Origin of the sequence: Sphingomonas sp. (genome assembly GCF_026460985.1) — a bacterium.
GTDB lineage: Bacteria > Pseudomonadota > Alphaproteobacteria > Sphingomonadales > Sphingomonadaceae > Sphingomonas.
In genome coordinates, this window is the sequence record NZ_JAPKNM010000033.1 from 1 (window position 1) to 22839 (window position 22839).

Annotated in this window: 21 protein-coding genes and 2 tRNA genes; 12 read left to right on the plus strand and 11 right to left on the minus strand. The window is 68.0% G+C overall.

The window, feature by feature from the left end; translation table 11 throughout:
• Nucleotides 1-164: 164 nt before the first annotated feature.
• Entirely contained in the window at nt 165-440 is a 276-nt protein-coding gene (locus MT490_RS06250) for a hypothetical protein (RefSeq protein ID WP_297385264.1), read from the minus strand.
• A gap of 75 nt (nt 441-515) precedes the next feature.
• Nucleotides 516-734: a hypothetical protein gene (locus tag MT490_RS06255; RefSeq protein WP_297385266.1), complete on the minus strand. Its 219-nt coding sequence runs from the start codon at nt 732-734 to the stop codon at nt 516-518.
• Nucleotides 735-973: 239 nt separating this feature from the next.
• On the opposite strand from MT490_RS06255, the gene MT490_RS06260 reads away from it, so the two are divergent.
• A complete protein-coding gene (locus MT490_RS06260) occupies nt 974-1366 on the plus strand; it encodes a glycine zipper 2TM domain-containing protein (RefSeq protein WP_297385268.1) in 393 nt (130 codons plus the stop codon).
• 196 nt (nt 1367-1562) lie between these two features.
• Here MT490_RS06260 and MT490_RS06265 read toward each other — a convergent pair.
• Nucleotides 1563-1636 (minus strand) — tRNA-Cys (locus tag MT490_RS06265).
• Nucleotides 1637-1797: 161 nt separating this feature from the next.
• Here MT490_RS06265 and MT490_RS06270 point away from each other — a divergent pair.
• The 9 genes from MT490_RS06270 (at nt 1798) to MT490_RS06310 (ending at nt 14421) form a co-directional block, all read left to right on the plus strand.
• Nucleotides 1798-2481: a protein-L-isoaspartate O-methyltransferase gene (locus tag MT490_RS06270; protein ID WP_297385270.1), complete on the plus strand. Its 684-nt coding sequence runs from the start codon at nt 1798-1800 to the stop codon at nt 2479-2481.
• A 17-nt stretch (nt 2482-2498) separates the two neighbouring features.
• Entirely contained in the window at nt 2499-4085 is a 1587-nt protein-coding gene (locus tag MT490_RS06275) for a TolC family outer membrane protein (RefSeq protein WP_297385272.1), read from the plus strand.
• 35 nt (nt 4086-4120) lie between these two features.
• The gene (locus tag MT490_RS06280) at nt 4121-4576 is read left to right on the plus strand and encodes a DUF2497 domain-containing protein (RefSeq protein ID WP_297385273.1); all 456 of its coding nucleotides are present in this window, start codon (nt 4121-4123) and stop codon (nt 4574-4576) included.
• A gap of 164 nt (nt 4577-4740) precedes the next feature.
• Complete coding sequence (locus MT490_RS06285) at nt 4741-6819, plus strand: S9 family peptidase (RefSeq protein ID WP_297385275.1); 2079 nt, start codon at nt 4741-4743, stop codon at nt 6817-6819.
• Nucleotides 6820-7011: 192 nt separating this feature from the next.
• Nucleotides 7012-9846, plus strand: a complete 2835-nt coding sequence (locus MT490_RS06290) for a valine--tRNA ligase (RefSeq protein ID WP_297385277.1) — start codon at nt 7012-7014, stop codon at nt 9844-9846.
• Nucleotides 9847-9935: 89 nt separating this feature from the next.
• Complete coding sequence (gene hemB / locus MT490_RS06295) at nt 9936-10922, plus strand: porphobilinogen synthase (protein WP_297385279.1); 987 nt, start codon at nt 9936-9938, stop codon at nt 10920-10922.
• Nucleotides 10923-11073: 151 nt separating this feature from the next.
• Complete coding sequence (locus tag MT490_RS06300) at nt 11074-11604, plus strand: GNAT family N-acetyltransferase (RefSeq protein WP_297385281.1); 531 nt, start codon at nt 11074-11076, stop codon at nt 11602-11604.
• Nucleotides 11601-12140 carry a GNAT family N-acetyltransferase gene (locus tag MT490_RS06305; RefSeq protein WP_297385283.1) on the plus strand — a complete coding sequence of 180 codons (540 nt, stop codon included), beginning with the start codon at nt 11601-11603 and terminating at the stop codon, nt 12138-12140. Before MT490_RS06300 ends, MT490_RS06305 begins: the two co-directional genes overlap by 4 nt.
• 40 nt (nt 12141-12180) lie before the next feature.
• Complete coding sequence (locus MT490_RS06310; RefSeq protein ID WP_297385285.1) at nt 12181-14421, plus strand: hypothetical protein; 2241 nt, start codon at nt 12181-12183, stop codon at nt 14419-14421.
• A gap of 11 nt (nt 14422-14432) precedes the next feature.
• Here the strand turns inward: MT490_RS06310 and MT490_RS06315 are convergent, their stop codons facing one another.
• On the minus strand, nt 14433-14924 hold the full coding sequence (locus tag MT490_RS06315; protein ID WP_297385287.1) for a hypothetical protein: 492 nt from the start codon (nt 14922-14924) through the stop codon (nt 14433-14435).
• Nucleotides 14925-15008: 84 nt separating this feature from the next.
• Between MT490_RS06315 and MT490_RS06320 the strand changes: the two genes are divergently transcribed.
• Nucleotides 15009-15085 (plus strand) — tRNA-Arg (locus MT490_RS06320).
• Nucleotides 15086-15263: 178 nt separating this feature from the next.
• Entirely contained in the window at nt 15264-15647 is a 384-nt protein-coding gene (locus MT490_RS06325) for a type II toxin-antitoxin system HicB family antitoxin (protein ID WP_297385289.1), read from the plus strand.
• Between the two features lie 38 nt (nt 15648-15685).
• On the opposite strand, the gene MT490_RS06330 is transcribed toward MT490_RS06325, so the two are convergent.
• From MT490_RS06330 to MT490_RS06360, 7 genes are all read right to left on the minus strand, one after another.
• Nucleotides 15686-17263 (minus strand): pectate lyase, encoded by a 1578-nt coding sequence (locus MT490_RS06330; protein WP_297385291.1) that lies wholly within the window; start codon nt 17261-17263, stop codon nt 15686-15688.
• Nucleotides 17264-17367: 104 nt separating this feature from the next.
• Nucleotides 17368-17580 carry a hypothetical protein gene (locus tag MT490_RS06335; protein ID WP_297385294.1) on the minus strand — a complete coding sequence of 71 codons (213 nt, stop codon included), beginning with the start codon at nt 17578-17580 and terminating at the stop codon, nt 17368-17370.
• Between the two features lie 65 nt (nt 17581-17645).
• Nucleotides 17646-18899 carry an N-succinylarginine dihydrolase gene (locus MT490_RS06340; RefSeq protein ID WP_297385296.1) on the minus strand — a complete coding sequence of 418 codons (1254 nt, stop codon included), beginning with the start codon at nt 18897-18899 and terminating at the stop codon, nt 17646-17648.
• 172 nt (nt 18900-19071) lie between these two features.
• Complete coding sequence (locus MT490_RS06345; RefSeq protein WP_297385298.1) at nt 19072-20082, minus strand: arginine N-succinyltransferase; 1011 nt, start codon at nt 20080-20082, stop codon at nt 19072-19074.
• The gene (locus MT490_RS06350; protein WP_297385300.1) at nt 20079-21287 is read right to left on the minus strand and encodes a hydrolase; all 1209 of its coding nucleotides are present in this window, start codon (nt 21285-21287) and stop codon (nt 20079-20081) included. Before MT490_RS06350 ends, MT490_RS06345 begins: the two co-directional genes overlap by 4 nt.
• Nucleotides 21288-21376: 89 nt before the next feature.
• A complete protein-coding gene (locus MT490_RS06355; protein ID WP_297385302.1) occupies nt 21377-22270 on the minus strand; it encodes a DUF481 domain-containing protein in 894 nt (297 codons plus the stop codon).
• 60 nt (nt 22271-22330) lie between these two features.
• Complete coding sequence (locus tag MT490_RS06360) at nt 22331-22825, minus strand: RNA pyrophosphohydrolase (protein WP_297385304.1); 495 nt, start codon at nt 22823-22825, stop codon at nt 22331-22333.
• Between the last annotated feature and the right edge of the window lie 14 nt (nt 22826-22839).

The window sequence follows — 22839 nt, forward strand, 5'->3', positions numbered from 1 at the left end:
CTTAACACTAACTCCCCTCCCTGCAAGGGAGGGGCAGGGGGTGGGTGCGCGGCGCTAGCCGCGCTCCTGTGGTAGAAGCAAGGTCGAGGCATCGAGCCTCGGCCTTGCTAACCCACCCCTAGCCCCTCCCTTGCAGGGAGGGGGATTTCTACTGGCGGATCGGGTCAGACCGTCTCTTCCTGCCCGATCGCGGCGCGGACCATTGCGTTCCAGACCTGGGCGGGATCGCCGCCCGCGGCGCGGCCGGCCTCGACCATCTCGGGCGTGGGTTCGCGCAGGGTGCGGAGCACGGCCATTGCGCGCGAGACTTCCTGTTGCCAGGTGGCGTCGACTTCGCTGCCGGCGCTCGGATCGCGCCCCTCGCCGTTGACGCTGAGCGCCTCGGCCGCGAGCACGCGGGCGATTCGCTCGACGGGCGAAGTGACGGAAATGTCGGTCATCCTGGCAGCTCCTGTCGCGGGTTCTCGCGACATGCAACGCATGCCTTGATGACCGCGTTCCGGCGGTCGAAACGTTCAGGCGGCGAGCGCCGGCGCCATGTGCGGGCGCATCACGCCGGGGCCCGAGGCGCCGCCCGCGATCAGCGGCAGCGCGGTGCCGCAGAACGCGCATTCGGCGGTGAGCCGGCCGATCATCCAGTGCGACCTGCCGCAGCCCGGACAGTGATTCGTTTCCTGCGGGCGATAGGCGATTCGATAGCCGGAAAGTGCCTGGCGGATCCCGAAATCATACATGCGAGGTCTCCCGATAGGTCGGGTGAAAACAGCCCGGAATCGTCCTTTGTTCCGCGTGCGGGTCGAAACGGCCGCGACGAGGCGTGCTTTCCTGTCGTCGAGTTGCAGAAAAGCCACAATCCGGATCGGCGAAGCGCGTGATGAACGGCGGCTAACGGACGCGTTCAGGCTCGTTCCACCCGCGACATGGCAGATGAGTCGGCATGTGGAGGCAACCAAGGCCCCCGAAGGAGGATGAAATGATCAAGTCCCTGTTCACCGCCGCGCTTGCCGCCACCGTGACCATCGGCGGCATGGCCGCAACCCCCGCCGCCGCGCAGGATTACGGCCGCGGCTATTATGAGCGCGATTATCGCGACTATCGCGATTATCGCGACGGCGGATATCGCGAGGATCGCCGCGGTTACCGCCGCGACTATCGCGGCTATCGCAACCGGAATTATCGCCGCTGCTCGAGCGGCACCACGGGGACCATCCTCGGCGCGGTCGCCGGCGGCCTGCTGGGCGGCGAGATCGGCCGCGGCAGCTCCTATCGGGGTCGCAGCACCACGGGCACGATCATCGGCGCGGGCGCCGGTGCGCTCCTCGGACGTGAGGTCGACGGCGGCGATTGCCGCAGCCGTCGCCGCTAACCGGCTCTGACCAACAAGAAGGGCGTCCGCTGCGAAGCGGGCGCCCTTTCTGTTTGTCTGGAAGCTGCCCCATCCCCGTTCGTGCTGAGCTTGTCGAAGCACCGTCCTTTTCTTCCGCGGTCGAAGAAGAACGGCCCTTCGACAAGCTCAGGGTGAACGGTAGTGAGGATGGTTCTGCTCGCAGCTCTGGAAAGGCTGGAGGCCCGACCGGGAATCGAACCCGGGTGCAAGGATTTGCAGTCCTCTGCGTCACCACTCCGCCATCGGGCCCCGAAAGCGAGGGCGCGAAATGCGCGAGGGGGGTGGCGCTGTCAACATAGTTTCAAAATGATCCCGGCCTGCTTGGCGGCGGCGCGGCGGCGCGATAGAGAAGCTGCAACGTCAACAAGTGTATTGCACAACTAATACGGTTGTGCGACAGAGCCGGAGTGATGATGGCCCTTTCGGTCGATCCCGCGCCCGTCGAAGCCGAACGCTTCGAAGCGATGCGCCATGCAATGGTTGCGAGCCAGCTGCGAACCAACGCGGTCAACGATCCGCGCGTGGTCGAGGCGATGGCCCGCACCCCCCGCGAGAATTTCCTGCCGGCCGAGCAGAAGGGGCTCGCCTATCGCGACACCTTGCTGCCGCTTCCCGGCGGCCGCCGCCACAATTCGCCGCTCGCGACCGGGCGGCTGCTGACCGAGGCGCATGTGCGGCCCGAGGACCATGTCCTGCTGATCGGCGCCGCCGGGGGCTATGCCGCGGCGCTGCTCGCGCAGCTCGCCGGATCGGTCGTCGCGCTCGAGCAGGAGGAGGCGCTGGTCGCCCTTGCGCGCACGGCGCTGGCCGGCGAGGCGAAGGTCGAGCTCGTCCAGGGCCAGCTCGACGCCGGCTGGGCCGCGGGCGCACCTTATGACCTGCTGATCGTCGATGGCGCGGTCGAGCAATTGCCCGACGCGCTGATCGCGCAAGTGAAGCCCGGCGGGCGCGTCCTCACCGGCGTGGTCGACCGCGGCGTGACCCGGCTCGCCGCCGGGCGGCGTACCGAAGGGGGCTTCGGCCTCCTGGATTTCCTCGACGTGGAATGCACCCAACTGCCTGGTTTCCGACGCCTACGGACCTTCACATTCTGAAAAAAGAAGAGAACTGAATGCGACTGACCTTTCTGCTCCTGGGCGTGAGCCTGACCGCGCTCGCCGTGCCTGCCGCCGCGCAGACCACGACGACGCGCAGCGGAACCGCCGCGCCGGTGCGGGTCCAGACCGCGCCGCCGACCGCGACGCCCGCGCTTGCGCCCGCCGCGCAGCCGACCACGACGCTGCGCGACGCGCTGGTCCAGGCGTACAACACCAACCCCGACCTCGCCGGGGAGCGCGCCAACCAGCGTGCGAACGACGAGAATGTTCCGATCGCCAAGTCGCAGGGCCGTCCGGGCGTGAGCTCGACGGGGTCGTTCAGCAACAGCCTGTACGACACCGACGCGACCTTCGGGCCGAGCCGGCGCGGCGCGTTGGGGCTCGACCTGTCGGTCCCCGTGTTCAGCGGCGGTGCGGTGCGCAATTCGGTCCGCGCGGCCGAGACCCGCGTCGAGGCGGGGCAGGCGAATTTGCGCGGCGCCGAATCGGACGTCTTCACCCAGGCGGTGACCGTCTATGTCGACGTGCTGCGCGACGAGGCGATCGTCCGGCTCAACCAGCAGAATGTCCGCGTGCTCGAGGTCAACCTCCAGGCGACGCGCGACCGGTTCGAGGTCGGCGACCTGACCCGCACCGACGTCGCCCAGTCCGAGGCGCGGCTGGCGCTGGCGCAGAGCCAGCTGCGCACCGCCGAGGCTCGGCTGATCGGCAGCCGCGAGGGCTATATCCGCGTGATCGGCGCCCCCCCGGGGGTGCTCGCCGCGCCGCCGGCTTTGCCCAATCTGCCCGACGACGTGGCGACCGCCGAGCAGACCGCGCTCGGCAACAATCCGTTCCTTGATGCCGCCAAGCTCGCGCGCGACGCGACGCGCTACGACGTCAGCGTCGCGCGGGCGAGCCGCTTGCCGCAAGTGAGCCTCGGCGTGGGTGGCGATTATTACAATTATCTGGGGTCGGTCGGCAGCCAGGCGGCCGCCCAGGGGCAGAAGGGCGACGGCTTCGCGACGACCTTGGGCGCGCAGGTGACGCTGCCGATCTTCCAGGGCGGGCGCCCGGCGGCGCAGGTCCGCCAGGCCAAGGCGCGCGAGGCGGCGGCGATCGAGCAGGTCACGCTCACCGAGCGCGGCGTGATCGCGCAGGCGCGCTCGTCCTTCGCTTCGTATGACAGCGCGCTCAAGGTGATCGAATCGTCGCGCGTCGCGGTCGAGGCGAACAAGCTCAGCCTCGAGGGCGTCCGCGCCGAGAACAGCGTCGGCACGCGCACGATCCTCGACATCCTCAACGCCGAGCAGGAACTGCTCAACAGCCAGGTCAATTATGTGACCGCCGAGCGCGACGCCTATGTCGCGGGCTTCACCCTGCTCGCCTCGATGGGGCGCGCCGAGGCGAAGGATCTCGGGCTCGAGGGTGGGCCGCTCTACGACCCGGCCGCCAACTACCAGCGTGTCCGCGGCAGCTGGAGCGACTGGGCTGATGGCCCTAAGCCGGTCGGCACGAGCACGCCGACTACAGGCACGCCGCCCCAGGGCGCCACGGTCCCGCCGGGCCAGCTGGATCCTTTGTTGCAGCGATCGGTTGACACCACACCCCGGAATCCCTGATTTAACCACAGTCAGCCACAGGAGACGTGTCGGCTATGGGGGATATCAGTACCGAGCCGTCGATGGAGGAGATCCTCTCCTCGATCAAGCGCATCATCGCCGAGGAAGGCGATGCCGCGGTGGCTTCGCGTACACGCCGCGGCCGGGCGTCCACGCGCGCACCGCGCACGGGGGACGAGGATCCCGAGGAAGAAGCCGTGCTCGAATTGCGCGAGCCGGTCGAGGACGAGCCTGGCCGGCAGGATGCGGCCAGGCCGGCGGCGCGGACCGAGCCGATCCTTTCCGAGCGTGCGGTCGAGGCGACGCGCGGGCCGCTCGAGGCCCTGTCGCGGATGGTGGTGAAGCCCGACGTCGCGGGCTCGGACACGCTCGAGGGGCTGGTGCGCGAGTTGCTCAAGCCGATGCTGCGCGACTGGCTCGACGCGAACCTGCCGCAGATCGTCGAGGCGATGGTCGCACGCGAGATCACGCGGATCACGGGACGGAACTAGCCGTTCCCCTCCCTGCAAGGGAGGGGTTAGGGGTGGGTCAGAAAAGGCCGGGCTCGATGCCCGGCCTTTTCTTTATTCGACGCAGCTCGATGGGCTCGCTTCGCTCGCACCCACCCCCGGCCCCTCCCTTGCAGGGAGGGGAGTTCGGTGCTGTAGATGGTCCCATGAAGCATCTCCTGCTCGCGGGCGTCCTGCTCGCATCCGCCGCCGCGCCGGCTCTGGCGCGTGATCTCACCATCCAGGACGTCGCGACGCTCTCCCGCGTGGGTGCGCCCGCCGTGTCGCCTGACGGCAAATGGCTCGTCTGGCAGCAGCGCGAGACCGACCTCGCCGCCAATCGCGGACGCTACGACCTGTGGCGGCTCGACCTGAGCAGGAAGGGGGCGAGTCCGGAGAAGATCGCCGGCGAGGCGGACGTCAATGAAACCAACCCACAGATCGTCGGAGACATGCTTTATTTCGCCTCTGACAAGGGCGGCGATGACGCAGTGTGGACAATGCCGCTCGCTGGCGGCGCCGCACGCAAGCTCACGGGCTTTTCGGGCGGGTTCGGTGGATTCAAGGTGTCACCGGCTGCCGACAAGTTGCTGATATGGGGAGACCGCAAGCCGGGAGCGCCGAGCCTCGAGCCGGCGATGGTCAAGAAGGACCCGAATGCGGGATCGGGCCGGGTCTATGACCAGATGTTCGTACGCCACTGGGATAGCTGGGCGAACGGCGACCGCTCGCAGCCGTTCGTGCTGCCTCTCGGTTCCGGCGGCGCGACCGGCAACGGCGTGGCGATCGGGGGCAAGCTGATCGGCGATACGCCCTCCAAGCCGTTCGGCGGCGGCGAGGAGGTGGCGTGGAGCGCCGACGGCAAGACGGTCTATTTCGCGCTGCGCGAGGCGGGGCGGATCGAGCCGACCTCGACCAATCTCGATATCTTCGCGGCGCCCGCGGACGGATCGGCCGCGCCGGTCAATTTGACGCCCGACAATGACGGGACCGACAATCTCCCGACGGTGTCGCCCGACGGCAAGTGGCTCGCTTATTTCTCGATGGCGCGCGCGGGGTACGAGGCCGACCGGCAGGTGCTGATGCTCCGCGATCTCGCAACGGGGCAGGTGCGGGCGTTGACCCAGGGCTGGGACCGTTCGATCGCCTCGATCGCCTGGGCGCCCGACGGCAAGACGATCTACGTCACCGCGCAGGATACGCAGGAAGAGCCGATCTTCGCCGTCGATCCGAAGAGCGGCAAGGTGACCCGGCTGACGGAAGCGGGCGTGGTCTCGGCGGTGGTGCCGACCAAGGCGGGCGTGGTGTTCAGTATGAACAGCCTGACCGCGCCGGACGATTTCTACCGGCTGACCGGCAAGAAGGTCGAGCGGCTGACCTCGGTCAACGCCGCGAAGCTCGCCGGGATCGACTTGCCCAAGGTCGAGCGGTTCAGCTTCACCGGCGCAAACAACGACAAGGTCTGGGGCTATGCCATCCGCCCGGCGAGCCTCGCCGAGGGCAAGAAGGCGCCGATCGCGTTCATCGTCCATGGCGGGCCGCAGGGATCGAGCAACAACAGCTGGTCCTATCGCTGGAACCCTGCGGTGTTCGCGGGCGCGGGCTATGCGGTGGTTGCGGTCGATTTCCACGGCTCCACCGGCTACGGCCAGGCCTTCACCGACGCGATCCGCAACAATTGGGGCGGCTGGCCGCTCGAGGACCTGCAAAAGGGCCTCAAGGCCGCGACGGACAAGTTCGCCTTCCTTGACGCCGACAATGCCTGCGCGCTCGGCGCTTCCTATGGCGGCTACATGATGAACTGGATCGAGGGCCAGTGGCCCGACCGGTTCAAGTGCATCGTCCAGCATGACGGCGTGTTCGACGCGCGCGCCATGGCCTATGAGACCGAGGAGCTCTGGTTCGACGAGTGGGAGCATGGCGGCAAGGCCTATTACGAGGACCCCGAGGCCTTCGAGAAATGGAACCCGGTCAACCATGTTACCAAGTGGAAGACCCCGCAGCTGGTGATCACGTCCGAGAAGGACTTCCGCATCCCCTATACCCAGGGGCTGGCGGCGTTCACTGCGCTCCAGCGGCGCGAGATCCCGTCGAAGCTGCTGGTCTTCCCCGACGAGAACCATTGGGTGCTCAAGCCGAAGAACAGCATGCAATGGTATGGCGAGGTGCTGGGCTGGCTGGATAACCATACCGGCGGGCGTGACGGCTTCGTGGCGAAGGGCTGCGACAAGCCGGTCTGCGAGTGATTTGAACGTCATCCCGGCGGGTTGGGTCGACGCCAACATTCGTCATCCCCGCGAAAGCGGGGACCCATCTCCGAGAGAGGCAACGGTCGCTACAGCTGTTGTATCGTTCTGACGGTGCAGGAGATGGGCCCCCGCTTTCGCGGGGGTGACGGCGGGTTGTCGGGAAGGGGGGTTGCGCGCTAAGCGCCCGGCATGACCGAGCTCCCCAAGACCTTCGACCCCGCCGACATCGAGACCCGCTGGTACCAGCATTGGGAGGAGAAGGGCCTGTTCGCGCCCGAGCGGCCGGGCGCCGATCCGTGGACGCTGGTCAATCCGCCGCCCAACGTGACGGGCAGCCTGCATATCGGCCATGCGCTCGACAATACGCTGCAGGACGTGCTCGTCCGCCATGCGCGCCTGAAGGGCAAGGATGCGCGCTGGGTGGTGGGCACGGATCATGCCGGCATCGCGACGCAGATGGTGGTCGAGCGCCAGCTCAATGCGAAGCAGCAGAAGCGCACCGACTTCACCCGCGAGGAGTTCGTCGCGAAGGTGTGGGAGTGGAAGGAAGAGAGCGGCGGCGAGATAACGCAGCAGCTCCGCCGGCTCGGCTGCTCGATGGACTGGGCGAACGAGCGCTTCACCATGGACGAGGGCTTCTCCAAGGCGGTCCTCAAGGTGTTCGTCGAGCTCTATCGCCAGGGGCTGCTCTATCGCGACAAGCGCCTGGTGAACTGGGATCCGGGCCTCGGCACCGCGATCTCGGACCTCGAGGTCGAGACCACCGAGGTGAATGGCGGCTTCTGGCATTTGCGCTATCCGCTCGAGGACGGATCGGGCTTCATCCAGGTCGCGACGACGCGGCCCGAGACGATGCTCGCCGACATGGCGGTGGCGGTGCATCCGGACGACGAACGCTACAAGGCGCTGGTCGGCAAGAAGGTCCGGCTGCCGATCACCGGGAGGCTGATCCCGATCGTCACTGACGAGCACGCCGATCCCGAGCTCGGTTCGGGCGCGGTGAAGATCACGCCGGGGCATGACTTCAACGACTTCGAAGTGGGCAAGCGCGCGGGGATGAAGCCGGGCGAGATGCTCAACATGCTCGACGCCAAGGCCAACATCACCCAGACCGCCGACGGGCTGATCCCTGAGGAACTGCTCGGCATGGAGCGCTTCGCGGCGCGCAAGCGCGTGGTCGAGATGCTCAAGCATGGGGGCTTCCTCGTCCCGCATGTCGACAAGGAGGGCGTGGAGCACGATGCCGAGCCGCGGAAGATCCAGACGCCGTTCGGCGACCGTTCGGGCGTGGTGATCGAGCCGTGGCTGACCGACCAATGGTATGTCGACGCGGCCACCCTGGCCAGGCCGGCGATCGAGGCGGTGCGCTCGGGTGCGACCAGGATCGTGCCGAAGAGCTGGGAGAAGACGTATTTCAACTGGATGGAGAACATCCAGCCCTGGTGCGTCTCGCGGCAATTGTGGTGGGGGCACCGGATTCCGGCGTGGTTCTGCGCGACCAAGGAGGCAACTCAGCGCGAAGTAGACCGCCTAGCAAGCGCCGAGCCCGGCGATGATGTTGATCTTGAGTTTTTTGATAGCGTCTTCAACCGCCAGCATGTGATCGTTGCGACGGACGAGGCGGAAGCGGCGCGGCTGGCGGCCGATTATTATGGTGTGGACCAGGGCGAGATTAAGTTCGCACCGGACTCCTACAAAATGGAGCATATCCAGCCCTACACCTTGGAGCAGGACACCGACGTCCTCGACACCTGGTTCTCCTCGGCGCTGTGGCCTTTCGCTACGATGGGCTGGCCGGACGAGGACGTGAAGGCGCTCGGCCGTTACCCCAATGACGTGCTCATCTCGGGCTTCGACATCCTGTTCTTCTGGGATGCGCGGATGATGATGCAGGGTTTGCACTTCATGAAGGAAGTGCCGTTCAAGACCTTGTATCTGCACGGCCTTGTGCGGGCCGCGGACGGGCAGAAGATGTCCAAGTCCAAGGGCAATGTCGTCAATCCGCTCGGGCTGATCGACCAGTATGGCGCGGACGCGCTGCGCTTCTTCATGGCGGCGATGGAGAGCCAGGGCCGCGACATCAAGATGGATGAGAAGCGGATCGAGGGATACCGCAACTTCGCGACCAAGCTGTGGAACGCGGCGCGCTTCTGCCAGTCGAACGGGATCGGCGCGTCCACGACGCTGGAGCCGCCCGCGGCGAGCCTCGCGGTCAATCGCTGGATCGTCGCCGAGACCGTGGCGACCGTGCAGGCACTCGACCTGGCGCTGGCCGACCTGCGCTTCGACGAGGCGGCGAACGCGATCTACCAGTTCACCTGGAGCCGCTTCTGCGACTGGTATCTCGAGCTGATCAAGCCGGTGCTGCAGACTGAGGGTGCCGAAGGCGCCGACGAGACCCGCGCCGTCGCCGGCTGGGTGCTCGACCAGATCCTGGTCATGCTCCACCCGTTCATGCCCTTCATCACCGAAGAGCTCTGGTCGAAGATGGGCGCTCGGGATCATGAACTGATCGTCGCGCACTGGCCGATGGCCGATGCCCGCGCGCTCGATCCGCAAGCCGCGCAGGAGATCGACTGGCTCATCCGGCTGGTGAGCGAGATCCGCGCGGCGCGGACCGAGCTCAACGTGCCGCCGGGGGCGCGGCTGCCGCTGCATGTGCGTGATGCATCCGACGAGACGGCGGCGCGGCTCGAACGCCAGTCGGCGGCGCTGGCTCGTCTCGCGCGTGTCGATCAGGCGGCCGGCGAGGCTCCGGCAGGCGGATCGCTGCAGATCGTGCTCGACGAAGCGACCTACGTGCTGCCGATCGGCGGCGTGGTCGACCTCGAAGCCGAGCGCGCCCGCCTGACCAAGGCGATCGCCGCCGCGGAGAAGGAGCGCGACGGGCTCGCCGGGCGCCTGAGCAACCCCAGCTTCGTCGAGCGGGCCAAGCCCGAGGCGGTGGAGAAGGCGCGGGCGGACCATGCCGAGAAGGCGGCCGAGGCCGAGCGGCTCGCAGCGGCGCTGGCGCGTCTGGGCTGAGGCGCGCGTGACGTCATGACGCCGGCCGCGCCTCCGATCCCGGAGGCGTGCCGCTTGCGCGCGGCGGTGCGATCCCGCAAACGGGCGGCATGAGTCAGTATCCCGCGCTCCGCCTTCGCCGTACCCGCGCCTCCGCGTGGAGCCGGCGGATGCATGCCGAAACCGTGCTCACGCCGGCCGACCTGATCTGGCCGCTCTTCGTCACCGAAGGCAGCGAGGAGGAGCCGATCGCGTCGCTGCCCGGCGTGTCGCGCTGGTCGGTCAAGGCAGTGGCGGAGCGGGCGAGGGAAGCGGCCGCCCTGGGCATTCCGTGCGTCGCGCTCTTCCCCAACACGCCCGCCGGGCTGCGCAGCGACGACGGGCGCGAGGCGCTCAATCCCGACAATCTGATGTGCCGCGCGATCCGCGCGATCAAGGATGCGGTGCCCGATCTCGGTGTGCTCACCGACGTCGCGCTCGATCCCTATACCAGCCACGGCCATGACGGGATCGTTGACGCGGCCGGCTATGTCCTCAACGACGAGACCGCCGCGGTGCTGACCGACCAGGCCCTGGTCCAGGCCGAGGCGGGGGCGGACATCGTCGCGCCTTCGGACATGATGGACGGGCGGGTCGGGCTGATCCGCGGGGCGCTCGAGGCGAACGGCCATGTCAACGTCCAGATCATGGCCTACGCCGCCAAGTACGCCAGCGGCTTCTACGGTCCGTTCCGCGACGCGGTCGGCAGCCGCGGGCTGCTCAAGGGCGACAAGAAGACCTATCAGATGGACCCGGCCAATGCCGAGGAGGCGCTGCGCGAAGTCGCGCTCGACATTGCCGAGGGCGCCGACAGCGTGATGGTCAAGCCCGGGCTGCCCTATCTCGACATCATAGTGCGTGTGAAGAACGCCTTCGAAGTACCGGTGTTCGCGTATCAGGTCTCGGGCGAATATGCGATGATCGAGGCCGCCGCCGCGGCCGGGGCGGGGGACCGCGAGGCGCTGGTGATGGAGACGCTGATGGCGTTCAAGCGCGCCGGGTGCACGGGCGTGCTGACCTATCACGCGCCGCTCGCCGCGCGGCTGTTGGGGGCGTGAAGCAACTGGCTACAGTCGTCATCCCCGCGAAAGCGGGGACCCATCTCCGGGAGAGGCCACGGCGACAACAGTCGTTGTATTCGTCTCGCCGCGCAGGAGATGGGCCCCCGCTTTCGCGGGGGTGACGGACAAAAAAGGCCGAAGCGTGGAAATGATCCAGACCGTCCGCCTGATCCTGCGCGCGCCCGAGCCGCGCGACCGTGATGCGCTGGTGCGCATGTTCACCGACCAGGAAGTGATGGCGCAGCTCTTTCCCGGGCTGGACGAGGCGGCCGCCGATGCCGTGATCGCCAAGCACGACCGGCTGCGCGGCGAGGGGCTGGGCTTCCTGGTCGCGGAGCGCCGCGAGGATGGTGCGGTGGTCGGCTTTTGCGGGCTGAAGCGCGGCGAGCCGCACATGCCGATCGTCGGCGCGGTCGAGGCGGGCTGGATCGTCGACAAGCCCTGGTGGCGGCTCGGCTATGCGCGCGAGGCGATGGACGCGGTGCTGGCCGACGCATGGGGCCGGATCGCCGAGGACCGGATCTATGCGATCACCTCGGCCGTGAACCTCAAGAGCCAGGCGCTGATGGCGCGGCTCGGCATGCACCGGCTTGCGGACGGCGACTATCTGAGCGCGAGCTTTCCCGAGGGGCATGTGCTGCGGCCCACCGTCACCTTCGCGATCGACCGGCCGGCATGATCGAGACCGAACGCCTGATCCTGCGCGGCTGGCGCGACGGCGACCGCGCGCCGTTCCACGCGATGAGCCAGGACGAGCGCGTGATGGCGACGCTCGGCCCCCTGCTGTGGCGCGACGAGAGCGACGCGCTGATCGACCGGCTCCAGCGTATCCTCGATGCCAACGGCTTCACCTTCTGGGCGATCGAGCGGAAGGCCGACGGCGCCTTTCTCGGCTTTTGCGGGCTCAAGCCCGGTGCCGAGGAGACGCCGATCGAAGGCGAGATCGAGATCGGCTGGCGGCTCGCGCACGAACATTGGGGGCAGGGCTATGCCCGCGAGGCGGCGCAGGCGAGCCTCGACTGGGGCTGGGCCAATCTAGATGCGCCAAGCATCGCCGCGATCACCAGCACCGACAATGTCCGGAGCTGGGGGCTGATGGAGCGGCTCGGCATGGTGCGGGCGCCGCAGGACGATTTCGATCATCCCAAGGCGATCGAGCGGCTTCGGCCGCACATCACCTATCGCATCGCGCGCGACGCGGTTAAGCCCCTCTAAACCGGACGCGACATAGGGCGGCCGCAGGGGAGAGACGCGCATGGCGGATGGGGTTGAGCAGGCACTGGTACCGCAGACGCGCTTCCGCTGGCTGTTCGTCGCCGCCATCCTCACCGGATCGTTCCTGCTCTTCCTCGTCCAGCCGATGGTCGCGCGGATGGCGCTGCCCCGGCTCGGCGGCGCGCCGGCGGTGTGGAACAGCGCGATGCTGGTCTACCAGGCGCTGCTGCTCGGCGGCTATGCCTATGCGCATTGGCTGGGGCGCGTGCCGGTGCGGATGCAGGCGGGGATCCACCTCGCCGTGCTCGCGGCGGCGGCGCTCTGGCTACCGATCGGGCTCACCGCGATGGAGCTCCCCGCCGACGCCGAGCCGGCCCTGTGGGTGCCCTGGCTGTTCGGCGCGTCGATCGGCCCGCTGTTCTTCGCCATCTCGGCCCAGGCGCCCCTGCTCCAGCGCTGGTACAGCGTCGCGAGCGGCGGGCGCGATCCCTATGCGCTCTACGCCGCCTCGAACATCGGCAGCTTCGGCGGGCTGATCGCCTATCCGCTGATCGTCGAGCCCGGTCTTGCGCTCAAGGGGCAGAGCTGGCTCTGGACGATCGGCTATGCGCTGGTCTTCCTGCTCATAGCCGCCTGCGCGACCCTGCTGCCGCGCAAGGCGCCCGAGGAGCCGCACGTCGCCCATCACAGCCCGGCGCCCAGCGTGCGCCGCGTGCTCCACTGGATCGTCCTCGCCTTCGTGCCCTCGGGCCTGATGCTGGCGACCACCACCTTCCTCACCACCGATATCGTCGCGGTGCCGATGCTGTGGGTGCTGCCGCTCGGGCTGTATCTGCTGAGCTTCTCGCTCGCCTTCCGCGAGGGCGAGACCATCCCCGATCTGCTCGCCAAGTTCACCCCGATCATCGTGCTGCTGTTCGGCGCGACCTTGATCGCCGGGCACCAGCAGCTCGCCTATCTCAACGCGCTGATCGGCCTGGCCCTGCTGTTCGTGGTCGCGGTGGCGCTGCATTCGTGCATGTACCGGCTGCGTCCCGCGCCCGACCGGCTGACCGGCTTCTACCTGGCGATGTCGGTGGGCGGCGCGCTGGGCGGGGTGTTCTCCGGGCTGGTCGCACCGGTGCTGTTCGACTGGACCTACGAATATCCGCTGCTCATCCTCGCGGCGGGCGTGCTGATGCCGCAGGCCTTCCTGTTCCCGGCGCTCGCGCGGCTGTGGCGCGGCGAGGGGCAGGGGCTCAGGATCAAGATCCTCTTCGCGGTGCTGCTCGTGGCGATCTTCGTCTGGCTCGGCATCTTCAATCCCGGCGGCGTGCTCGGCGAGATGCACGAGCAGGTCGCGTTCCTCGCCGTGGCGACGGTGGGGCTGATCGCGACCGGGATGCGCGTACCCTATCTCGTCGCGCTGGCGGGCGGGCTGTTCCTGTTCGGCGGCTATCGCGCGATCGACATCTCGCTGAGCGGGGATCGCACGCGCAGCTATTTCGGCGTCTACACCGTGACCGACCTGCTCGAGGAGCGCCGGCTGGCGCACGGGACGACGCTGCACGGCGTCCAGCTCAAGGGCGCTCGCTCGCGCATCCCGACGACCTATTACGTACCGGGATCGGGCGTGGGCCGCGCGATGCTCGCCGCGCCCGCTCTGTACGGCCCGGCCGCGCGGATCGGCGTGGTCGGGCTCGGGACGGGCACGCTCGCCTGCTATGCGCAGCCCGGCCAGCATTGGCGCTTCTACGAGATCGATCCGGCGGTGGTCGACCTGTCGAGCGCCTCGGGCAAGTTCAGCTTCGTCCGGCAATGCGCGCCGCAGGCCGAGATGGCGGTGGGCGATGCGCGGCTGCGTCTCGTGGAGGCGGCGCCGGCGAGCCTGGACCTGCTCGCGCTCGACGCCTTCTCGTCGGACGCGGTGCCGATGCACCTGATGACCACCGAGGCGTTCGACACCTATGGCCGCGTGCTCGCCCCGAAGGGCCTGCTGCTGGTCCATATCTCGAACCGCTTCCTGGCGCTGGCGCCGGTCGTCGCGGGCGCCGCGGCCGAGGGTGGCTGGCACGCGGCGCGGCTGGTCTACCAGCCGAGCGCGCTCGAGGGACGCGACGAGGCCACGATATCGGACTGGATCGCCCTGTCGCGCGACGGGGCGACGCTCGCCCGGCTGACCGGCGGCGATCCGCGCTGGCTGCCGCTCGCGCCCAAGGCCGGCTTCACGCCCTGGACCGACGATTATGCCTCGGTCGTGCCGGTGATGCGGGCGTTCAATCCGTCGCTGGCGGACGAGTAGGACGGACCGACCTAGGCTCCGGAGAGCGCCGCTTCGAGCGCCTGGATCCGATCGCCCTGCGCCTTGGCCATCGCGTCGGCGGCGGCGACGGCGGAATCGAGCGCGGGATAGGGCGGCTCCCCCGCCTTGCCGCGCTCGATCGCCAGCTCCTCCAGCGCCGCCAGGCCGGTCAGCGTGGGCGCGCGGAGCGATTCGATCGTGCTGAGCGCGGTCTGCGCGTCGAGCCACGCGTCGGAGCCCTCCGGTACGCCGCGCGCCACTGCGATCTTGGCCTCCGCCTCCTGCGCCGCCGTGACGAATCGCTGGTTCCCCGCGGTCAGCGACGCGGTGAGTTCGGCGATCCTGGCGTCGAGCTTGGCGTCGGGCGTGGCGACCGGCACGGGGCGCTCGGGTTCGGCGAGGCTCTGCTTCTCGATCGGCCGCGGCAGCAGCGAGGGGTAGGAATCGGGGCTCTGGGTGCAGCCCGCCAGGGCCAGGACGGGGACGAAAAGGGCGCTGCGCATGGCCGCGTGCTTAAGCTTGTGGAAAACCTCGCGCAACGGGGTTGCGTTCTGAGAAAGTCGCTTCTATCAGCGCACCTCCAATGCGCGCCCGTAGCTCAGCTGGATAGAGCATCAGACTACGAATCTGAGGGTCGGACGTTCGAATCGTTCCGGGCGCGCCAATTGGAAAACCGCGAAAGAGCGGACGAAGCCGGGTCAGAGATGATCCGGCTTTTTCGTGTCTGGCGAGAAATCAGGCATTGGTGCGGCGCCAGTGACCGTTGGGAGGTGCCCCAGAACCGGGTCCCCATAAACTTCACCATTAGTGTGTATATATACACATGATATGGAGGAGCCAACATGGCAAGCGTAGTGTATCCCGCCATCGTCGAGCGAGCCGGAAGCGGCTTCAGCGTCTTCTTTCCGGACCTTCCCGGCTGCACCTCGGCGGGCGAGACTCTCCAGGATGCCGTGCTGAACGCTGAGCAAGCCCTCGCCGGCCATCTCCTCGTTACCGTCCGCCACAACGAGGAGGTCTCCGATCCCAGCCATCTCGACGATATCGAGCGCGATCCGGAGATCGATGAGGTCGCCCGCGTCCTCGTCAGGGCAGAGAAGCCGGGCAAGGCCGTCCGTATCAACATCACCCTGGATGAGGGGCTGGTGGCTGCGATCGACCGCCGCGCAAGCAACAGGTCGGGATTCCTCGCCGAAGCGGCGAGACGTGCACTAGCCGACGCCTGAACTCTGAGCCGCAGTTGCTGTGGCCGGGGTGATCTGGGTTACTTCCGCAGCGCCCCGATCAGCACCTTCATGTTCTCGATATAGGTGCCGGTCGAGATGCCCGTGACGGGCTTGTCGGTCTCGTAGGGCGAGGTGTCGGTCTTGTCGCCGACCTTGGTGCGGCTGAAGTCGCCCGGGGTCGGCGTGGCGCTGCCGTCGCCGGCATAGGGGTTGCTCGTGGCGCGGAGCTCGGTCGGCCACCAGCCCTGGACGTTGAGCGACTTGACCAGCGCGTCGGGCGAGCGTGCGCCGCTCGCGGTGTTGAGGTCCGAGGTCTCGGTCTCGCTGACGAGGAAATAGCGCGGCAGCGGCTGGGCGGTGCGCAGCGGCGAATCCTTCGTCACCTCGGCGGGATCCGAGGCGATCAGCTTTTCATATTCGCGGCGCAGCCCGGGCACGTCGACCGCGCGGGTCGAGCTATAGTGCGTGATCGTGTTGGCGGGATCGTAGTCGACATAATATTCGCCGCTGACCACGTTCGAGCCGCGGCGGTGGACGTAGAGCGGGCGATTGGTGCCGATCTCGACGAAGGTGGGGAAGGCGCGGCCGTTCTTCACCTGGTCCGCGGGCAGGCGGACCGATTCGAGCCAGTCCAGCGCATCGGGCACGCGCGCGAGGAACTTCTTGTCGCCGGTGAGGCGGTAGAAGCGGAAGAGCTGCCTGACGTTCGCCGCGGTGGTGTGGGTGACGAGCGCGTCGGGCTCGTAGGTGCGCGCGCCGACCGGCTTGAGGTCGAGCGTATATTGCAGCCCCCAGCCGGCCTGCGGCTTGGCCTGCTGGGTCACCAGATAGACGTTCATCGCGCGGACGATGGCGTCATGGACGCGCGCGTCGCCGCCGAGCGTCTGATAGGCGTAGAGCAGGAACTGGATGTTCTCGCCCGCGACATCGTCGTTGAAGGTGATGAAGCTGGTATAGTCGGGCTTGCCGTGGTGGCTGAATTCGCTCTTGAGCGGCCAGCGCTGGGGCCAGCCGCCGATCGGATACTGGCTGTCGAGCACGAAGTTGAGCGCCTTCTTGAGCGCGGGCAGGTACTTCGGATCGTGCTTCTCGACATAGAGGCGCAGCAGGAACTGCATCGATTCCGAGGTGCCGGCATCGTCGAAGGTCGCGTTGCCCCAATAATGCTGGAATTCCTCGAGCCGCCACGCATTCTTGCCGATCGTGTCGTACCAGCGCCGGGTCGAGGCCTCGCCGCCGAAATCGCCGAAATAATGCCAGCCGCCATTGTCCTGCTGGATCGCGATCAGCGCGTTGGCGACCTTCTCCGCGGCTTCGTAGTAATAAGCGTCGCCGGTGGCGTGATAGGCGTCGAGATAGAGATGGCCCATCGTCGCGGTGCCGGGAGGCTGGACCCAGATCATCGTCGGAAAGGCTTCCATCTCGCCCCAGCGTCGCGACATGTCGGGGAGGTAGGACCAGACATAGCCGCCGTTGGTGGCGGCCTTCTCGACCATGAAGCGGGTGGCGCGCTTCATGGTCGCCTCGACCTTGGCCTTGTCGGGCGCGGCGGCGGCGGGGAGCGTCAGGGTGGCGGCCGCGATCCCGGCCAATGCCCAGCCCAAGGCCCTCGTCATCAACGACCGCATGCACCCGACTCCTCGATTCTCTCGTTATCACGCAGCTTAGCAAAGCAGCGATGACACCGGTAGCATTTATCGTGGGCCAGATCGTGGGAAGGTCATTGCGGGACGTCGAACGTGTCGAGGATCTTGGCGCCGGCCATGAACACCGCGATCGGGCAGAGCACGAACAGCATCTTGCCACCGAGGCCGGGGAAGCGATCGAGATAGTGCATGCCGCGCTCCACCGCGCCGGTGCCGAGCCCGTAGATCACGAGATAGGCCTCGAACTTGGTCTTGATCGTGAAGAGGCGGCGGACACGGTCGAGCATGCCAGAAGTTAAGCAAGGCGCGGGCCAAGCCCGGAAATCCGCCATTCGCGGATTAACGAAGATGGTTACCTGTCAATTAATTCGACAGTTCCGAGCATCTCCAGCAGCGCGCGGCGGGCGTTTTCGATCTGCACTACCAGCGCCGGGTCGCTGATCGCGTCGGCGTCGATCGCCTCGGGCCAATGCGCCTCGACCAACGCGGCGATCGCGTCGAGCCGCGCCTCGTCGACGAGGAAGCGGGGATCGACGGTGGCGGGATCGGCGACCACGCGCAGCCGCAGGCAGGCGGGGCCGCCGCCATTGGCCATGGACTGGCGGACATCGACCACCTCGACCCGGCGGATCGGGCCGTTGCCGGCGACATGCGCCTCGAGCCAGCCCCAGACGCTGGGCGTCTCGTGCGCTTCCTCGGGGACGATCAGCGCGGTTTCGCCCGAGGGCAGGGTGACCAACTGGGCGTTGAACAGGTAGGAGGCGATGGCGTCCGCCAGGCTGACGTGGTCCGCTGGCACCTCGACGATCTCGACCTCGGGGAGCGCGGCGCGCAGTTCGGCGTAGAAGCGCGCCTTGTCGGCAAAGGCGTGCTCGTGCGCGAACAGCACGCGGCCATTGGCGACCGCGACGACGTCATTGTGGAAGGCGCCCGCGGCGATCGCTTCCTCCGATTGCTGGACGAATAAGGTGCGGGCGGGATCGAGGCCGTGGCGGCGGGCGATGGCTCGGCTCGCATCGGGATGCTGGCGCGCGGGGAAGGGGCCGCCGCTCACGCCGTAGACGAATATCTCGACGCCCGGCGCATCGTGCGACGCCGCGAGCCGCATATGGTTGGCCGCGCCTTCGTCGCCGAAGGGGGCGGGGACGGGCGCGTGCACCGCGAAGGCCGGGTCCGCGAAGGCGAGGCGGAGCTGCGCCAGCGTCTCGGGCCATTCGTGGCTGCGGTGGGGCATGGTCGCGAGGTTGGCGACGGTCAGGTGGCAGCGGCCGTCCATGGTATCGGGGGCGGGGGAGACCGTCGCGGCGTTGGCGGCCCACATCGCCGAGGCCGAGATCGCCTGGGCCTGGAGATGGGCGGGCGCGGCGGCATAGTCGGTGGCGAGGCCGGCGAGCCAGCGACGGTCGGGACGGGCATGGGGGAGCAGCACGCCTTGGGTGAGGCCGAGCCGCAGATTCGCGCGCATCTTGGCGATGCCCTGCAGCGCCGCGGCGCGCGGGTGCGAGGTCAGCCCGCGATTGCGCGTCGCGGCGAGGTTGCCGGGGCTGAGGCCGGCATAATTGTGACTTGGGCCGATGATGCCGTCGAAGTTGATTTCCACCAGCATCTAGCCCCTCCCCTTCAGGAGCATCAGGTCGGCCATGCCCCCGGCATGGCCTAAACAGCGCAGGGCGCTGTTTACCTGATGCTGGGTTGGGGTGGGGCCTGTCCACGAGCCGTTCGCATGCGGCACTGCCCCACCCCCAACCCCTCCCCTGAAGGGGAGGGGCTTTGTTTGGTCACCGCGCGACATGGAGCACCTCATCCCCGACCTGCACCCCGAGCGCGGCGGCGCAGGACGGGTCGATGACCACGCCGTCTTCCGATGACGTCACCCTGCCGAAGCAGGCGCGGAAGTCCGCCAGCCGCCCGGCGGCGAGCATCGCGGGTTCGCCGCCCGCCGCGACTTCGGTCACCGTCGCCGCCTTGGCTTCGCGCACCGTGCGGACCAGGTCGGTGCGCGCGGTCATGGTCGGGCCGCCGTCGAAGATGTCGATATAATTCTCGAAGGCGAAGCCCTCGCTCTCGAGCATCCGCATCGCGGCGCGGCCCGAGGGGTGGGGCAGGCCGATCACCGAGCGCGCGCTCTCCTGGAGCATCGCGGTGTAGATCGGGTGCTTGGGCATCAGATCGGCGATGAACTGGTTGCCATGGGTGGCGTTGAACTCGTCGGCCTGCTGGAAGTTCATCCCGAAGAAGCGCCCGGCGACGCCGTCCCAGAAGGGCGAGCCGCCAGCCTCGTCGATCACCCCGCGCAGCTCGGCGAGCACGCGCTCGGCGAAGCGCGCGCGATGCCTGGCGATGAACAGGTATCGGCTGCGCGCGAGCAGCATCCCCAAGCCCCCGGCACGCTCGCCGGGGTGGAGGAACAGCCCGCCGACTTCGCTCGAACCCTCAAGATCGTTGACCAGGCTCAGGATTTCGGCGCGGAAAGTCCGGTTCAGTTCCTGGCTGTGCTTGGTCACCGTGCCGATGCGGTAGCTGTAGAAGGGCCAGTGCTGGCCGACATGCGTAAAGATCTGGCAGGTGCCGCGCACCTCGCCGGTCTCGACATTCTCGAGCACCAGCACGAACAGGTCGTCGAACAGCCCGTCCTCGTCGCGCGCGAAGGCGGCGTGGCTGCGCACGAGCTTGGCGCGCAGCGCGTCCTTCTCCGGGGGCAGGTTGGTGAAGCCGCCGCCGGTGAGCTTGGCCATCTCGTAGAGCGGCTGGAGGTCGGCGTCGCGCGCGGCGCGGATGCGGAAGGTCATGCTCGGCCTCGTTCGGCGATGCGCAGGATCGTCAGCGCCGACAGCGCGGCGCGTTCGGGCAGGCTTTCGGGGATCAGAAATTCCTCCGCTGAATGGATGGAGCCGCCGCGGGCGCCCATGGTGTCGACCACGGGCACGCCGCAGGCCGCGATGTTGTTGCCGTCGCACACCCCGCCGGTATCCTTCCAGGCGATCGCGATGCCGAGATCCTCGCCCGCCGCGCGCACCAGTGCGAACAGCCGCTCGGCGCCCGGGTCGATCGGCTTGGGCGGGCGATTGAAACTGCCATGCACTTCGATGCGGACGTCGTGCGACGCCATGACGTCACTCGCCGCGCGCTCGATCGCGGCCTTGGCAAGGGCGATGCTCCATTCGTCGCGCGGGCGGAAATTGACCCGCAGGATGGCAAGGTCGGGGACGACGTTGTTGGGCCCGCCGCCGTCGATCCGCGCGGGATTGACCGCGAGCCCGGGCGCCTTGGCGTCGGCGAGCCGCACCGCGAGCGCCGCCGCCGCGACCAATGCGTTGCGCCCCTCTTCGGGATTGCGTCCGGCATGCGCGCTGCGGCCGTGTACGATCAGCGAGAAATTGCCGGTGCCGCCGCGCGCGCCGGCCAGCGTGCCGTCGGGCAATGCAGGCTCATAGGTCAACGCCGCGACCTTGCCGCGCGCCGCGCCCTCGATCAGCGCGCGCGAGGCGAAGGAACCGGTCTCCTCGTCCGAGTTGATCACCACCTCATAGCCGAGCCGGCCCGCCAGCGGGCTCGCCTCGACCGCCTCGAGCGCGGCGAGCATCAGCGCCAGCCCACCCTTCATGTCGGCGGCGCCGGGGGCGTTGAAGGCGCCGTCCTCGCGCCAGGTCCCGGCCTGGAAAGGGTGATCCGCGCCGAACACCGTGTCCATATGGCCGGTGAGCAGCATCTGCACCGGCGCCTCGGGCCGTACGGCGAGATGGAGGTGGCGGCCGTGCGCGATTTGCTCGACGCGGCCGTCGGCGGTCACGCTTTCCACGGGGGCGGGATCGACCAGGGCGAGATGCCCGGGGAGTGCCGAAAAGGCCTGGGCGAGCGTATCGGCCGTGCTCGCCAGCCCGGCGAGATTGCGCGTGCCGCTGTTGATCGCGGTCCAAGCCTGGACCTGCGCGAGCATCGGCGCCTGCGCCACATGCTCGACCGCCGCCTGCTCGATGCTGGAAAGCCCGCTCATTATCGGCTGGTAGCGCGAAATAATATTGCCGTCATCCCAGCGAACGTTGGGGGCTCATGCAGGGCGGGCATGGGCCTGACGCCGTGGCGTCAGAAATCGACGACCAATGCCGCGCGGCTGGTGGTGTCGGTGGTCTGGCGGCCGATCGGCGGCATGCTTTCATATTGAAGCGTGTACGAGAACTGCGCCGAGAAGGGGCCGAACAGCCGCGCGAGCAGCGCCGAGCGGCTCGAGACGGTGCTGTTGGCATCCTGCAGATAGGCCGAGGCGTTCTGCGTCACCGAGATGCCGGGCGACAGCTTCCAGCCGAAATCCATGCTGCCGCGCGCGGCGACATTGCTCTCGATCGTCGAATCGATGAAGCGCGTGTGGCGGAATGCCGGGCCGAGCTCGAGGTCGAGCTTCACGTCGGGCGACTTGATTGCGCTGTAGCCGGCCCCGGCGGAGAGCGAGACGCGGTCGTGGAAGCCCGAGAAGCGATCGCTCTCATATTGCGCGGCGCCGTACATATAGGCGCGGTCGTCGAACTTCCAGTTGGGCTCGTAGGCGGCGAGATAGCGCTCGCGCGTGGTGAGCCCCAGGCTCTCCTGGTAATCGGCCTGGAGACGCAATTTGTGGCGCCATTCGAGCGCCTCGCGCCTCAGCTCGATCGCGGCGGTGAGGCCGATATTCTCGGTGTTGCCGGTGCTCATATAGCCGCCCAGCTCGGCGCGGCCCTTCACCAGGTCGAAGAAATCGGCCTCGCGGATCCTGCGATTGGCCTTGGCCAGCCGATCGTTGCGCCAGTCGGTGGCGGTCTTGACCACCAGGTCGGCGCTCGCCGGATCGGCGGTCTTGGCATATTTGACGATCACCGCGACGTCGCCCTCGCTGCCCGACTCCATCGCGGCGTCGAGCATCGACTTGATCGTCGGCGGAATCTTGGGATCTTCGGCTGCGGTGTTGGCCAGCAGCAGCGGCAGGGCGAGGAGCAGGGCGCGCATGGACGCTCCCCTAATCAGATTAATAGGGCACCAAAAGGGCAGTGCGCGACGGACGGGGCTCTATGCCCGATGAATCGTTGCGAGCTCGTCGGCGAAAATGTCGAGGAGTTGCCGGTAAAGCTCTCTTTTGAAGGGCACGATGATGTCGGGAAGGTCTGCCGGCTCGGCCCAGCGCCAGGCGCGGAACTCGGGCTCGGCGGTGGCGATGTTGACGTGGCTGTCCTCGCCGAGGAAGCGGAACAGGAACCAGCGCTGCCGTTGGCCGCGCCACTTGCCCTTCCACACCTTGCCGATCAGGTCCTCGGGCAGGTCGTAGGTGAGTTCCTCGGGCGCCGTCGCGATCAGCTCGGCATGCTCGCGCGCGACGCCGGTCTCCTCCCAAAGCTCGCGCCAGGCGGCCTCGAGCGGATCCTCGCCCGGATCGATCCCGCCCTGGGGCATCTGCCACGCCTCGAGCACCGAATCGAGCCGCTGCCCGACAAAGACATGGCCATGGCGGTTGACGAGCATCACGCCGGCGCAGGGACGATAGGGAAGGGAGGAGATGTCGGTCATGCTGCTCTCTGCTC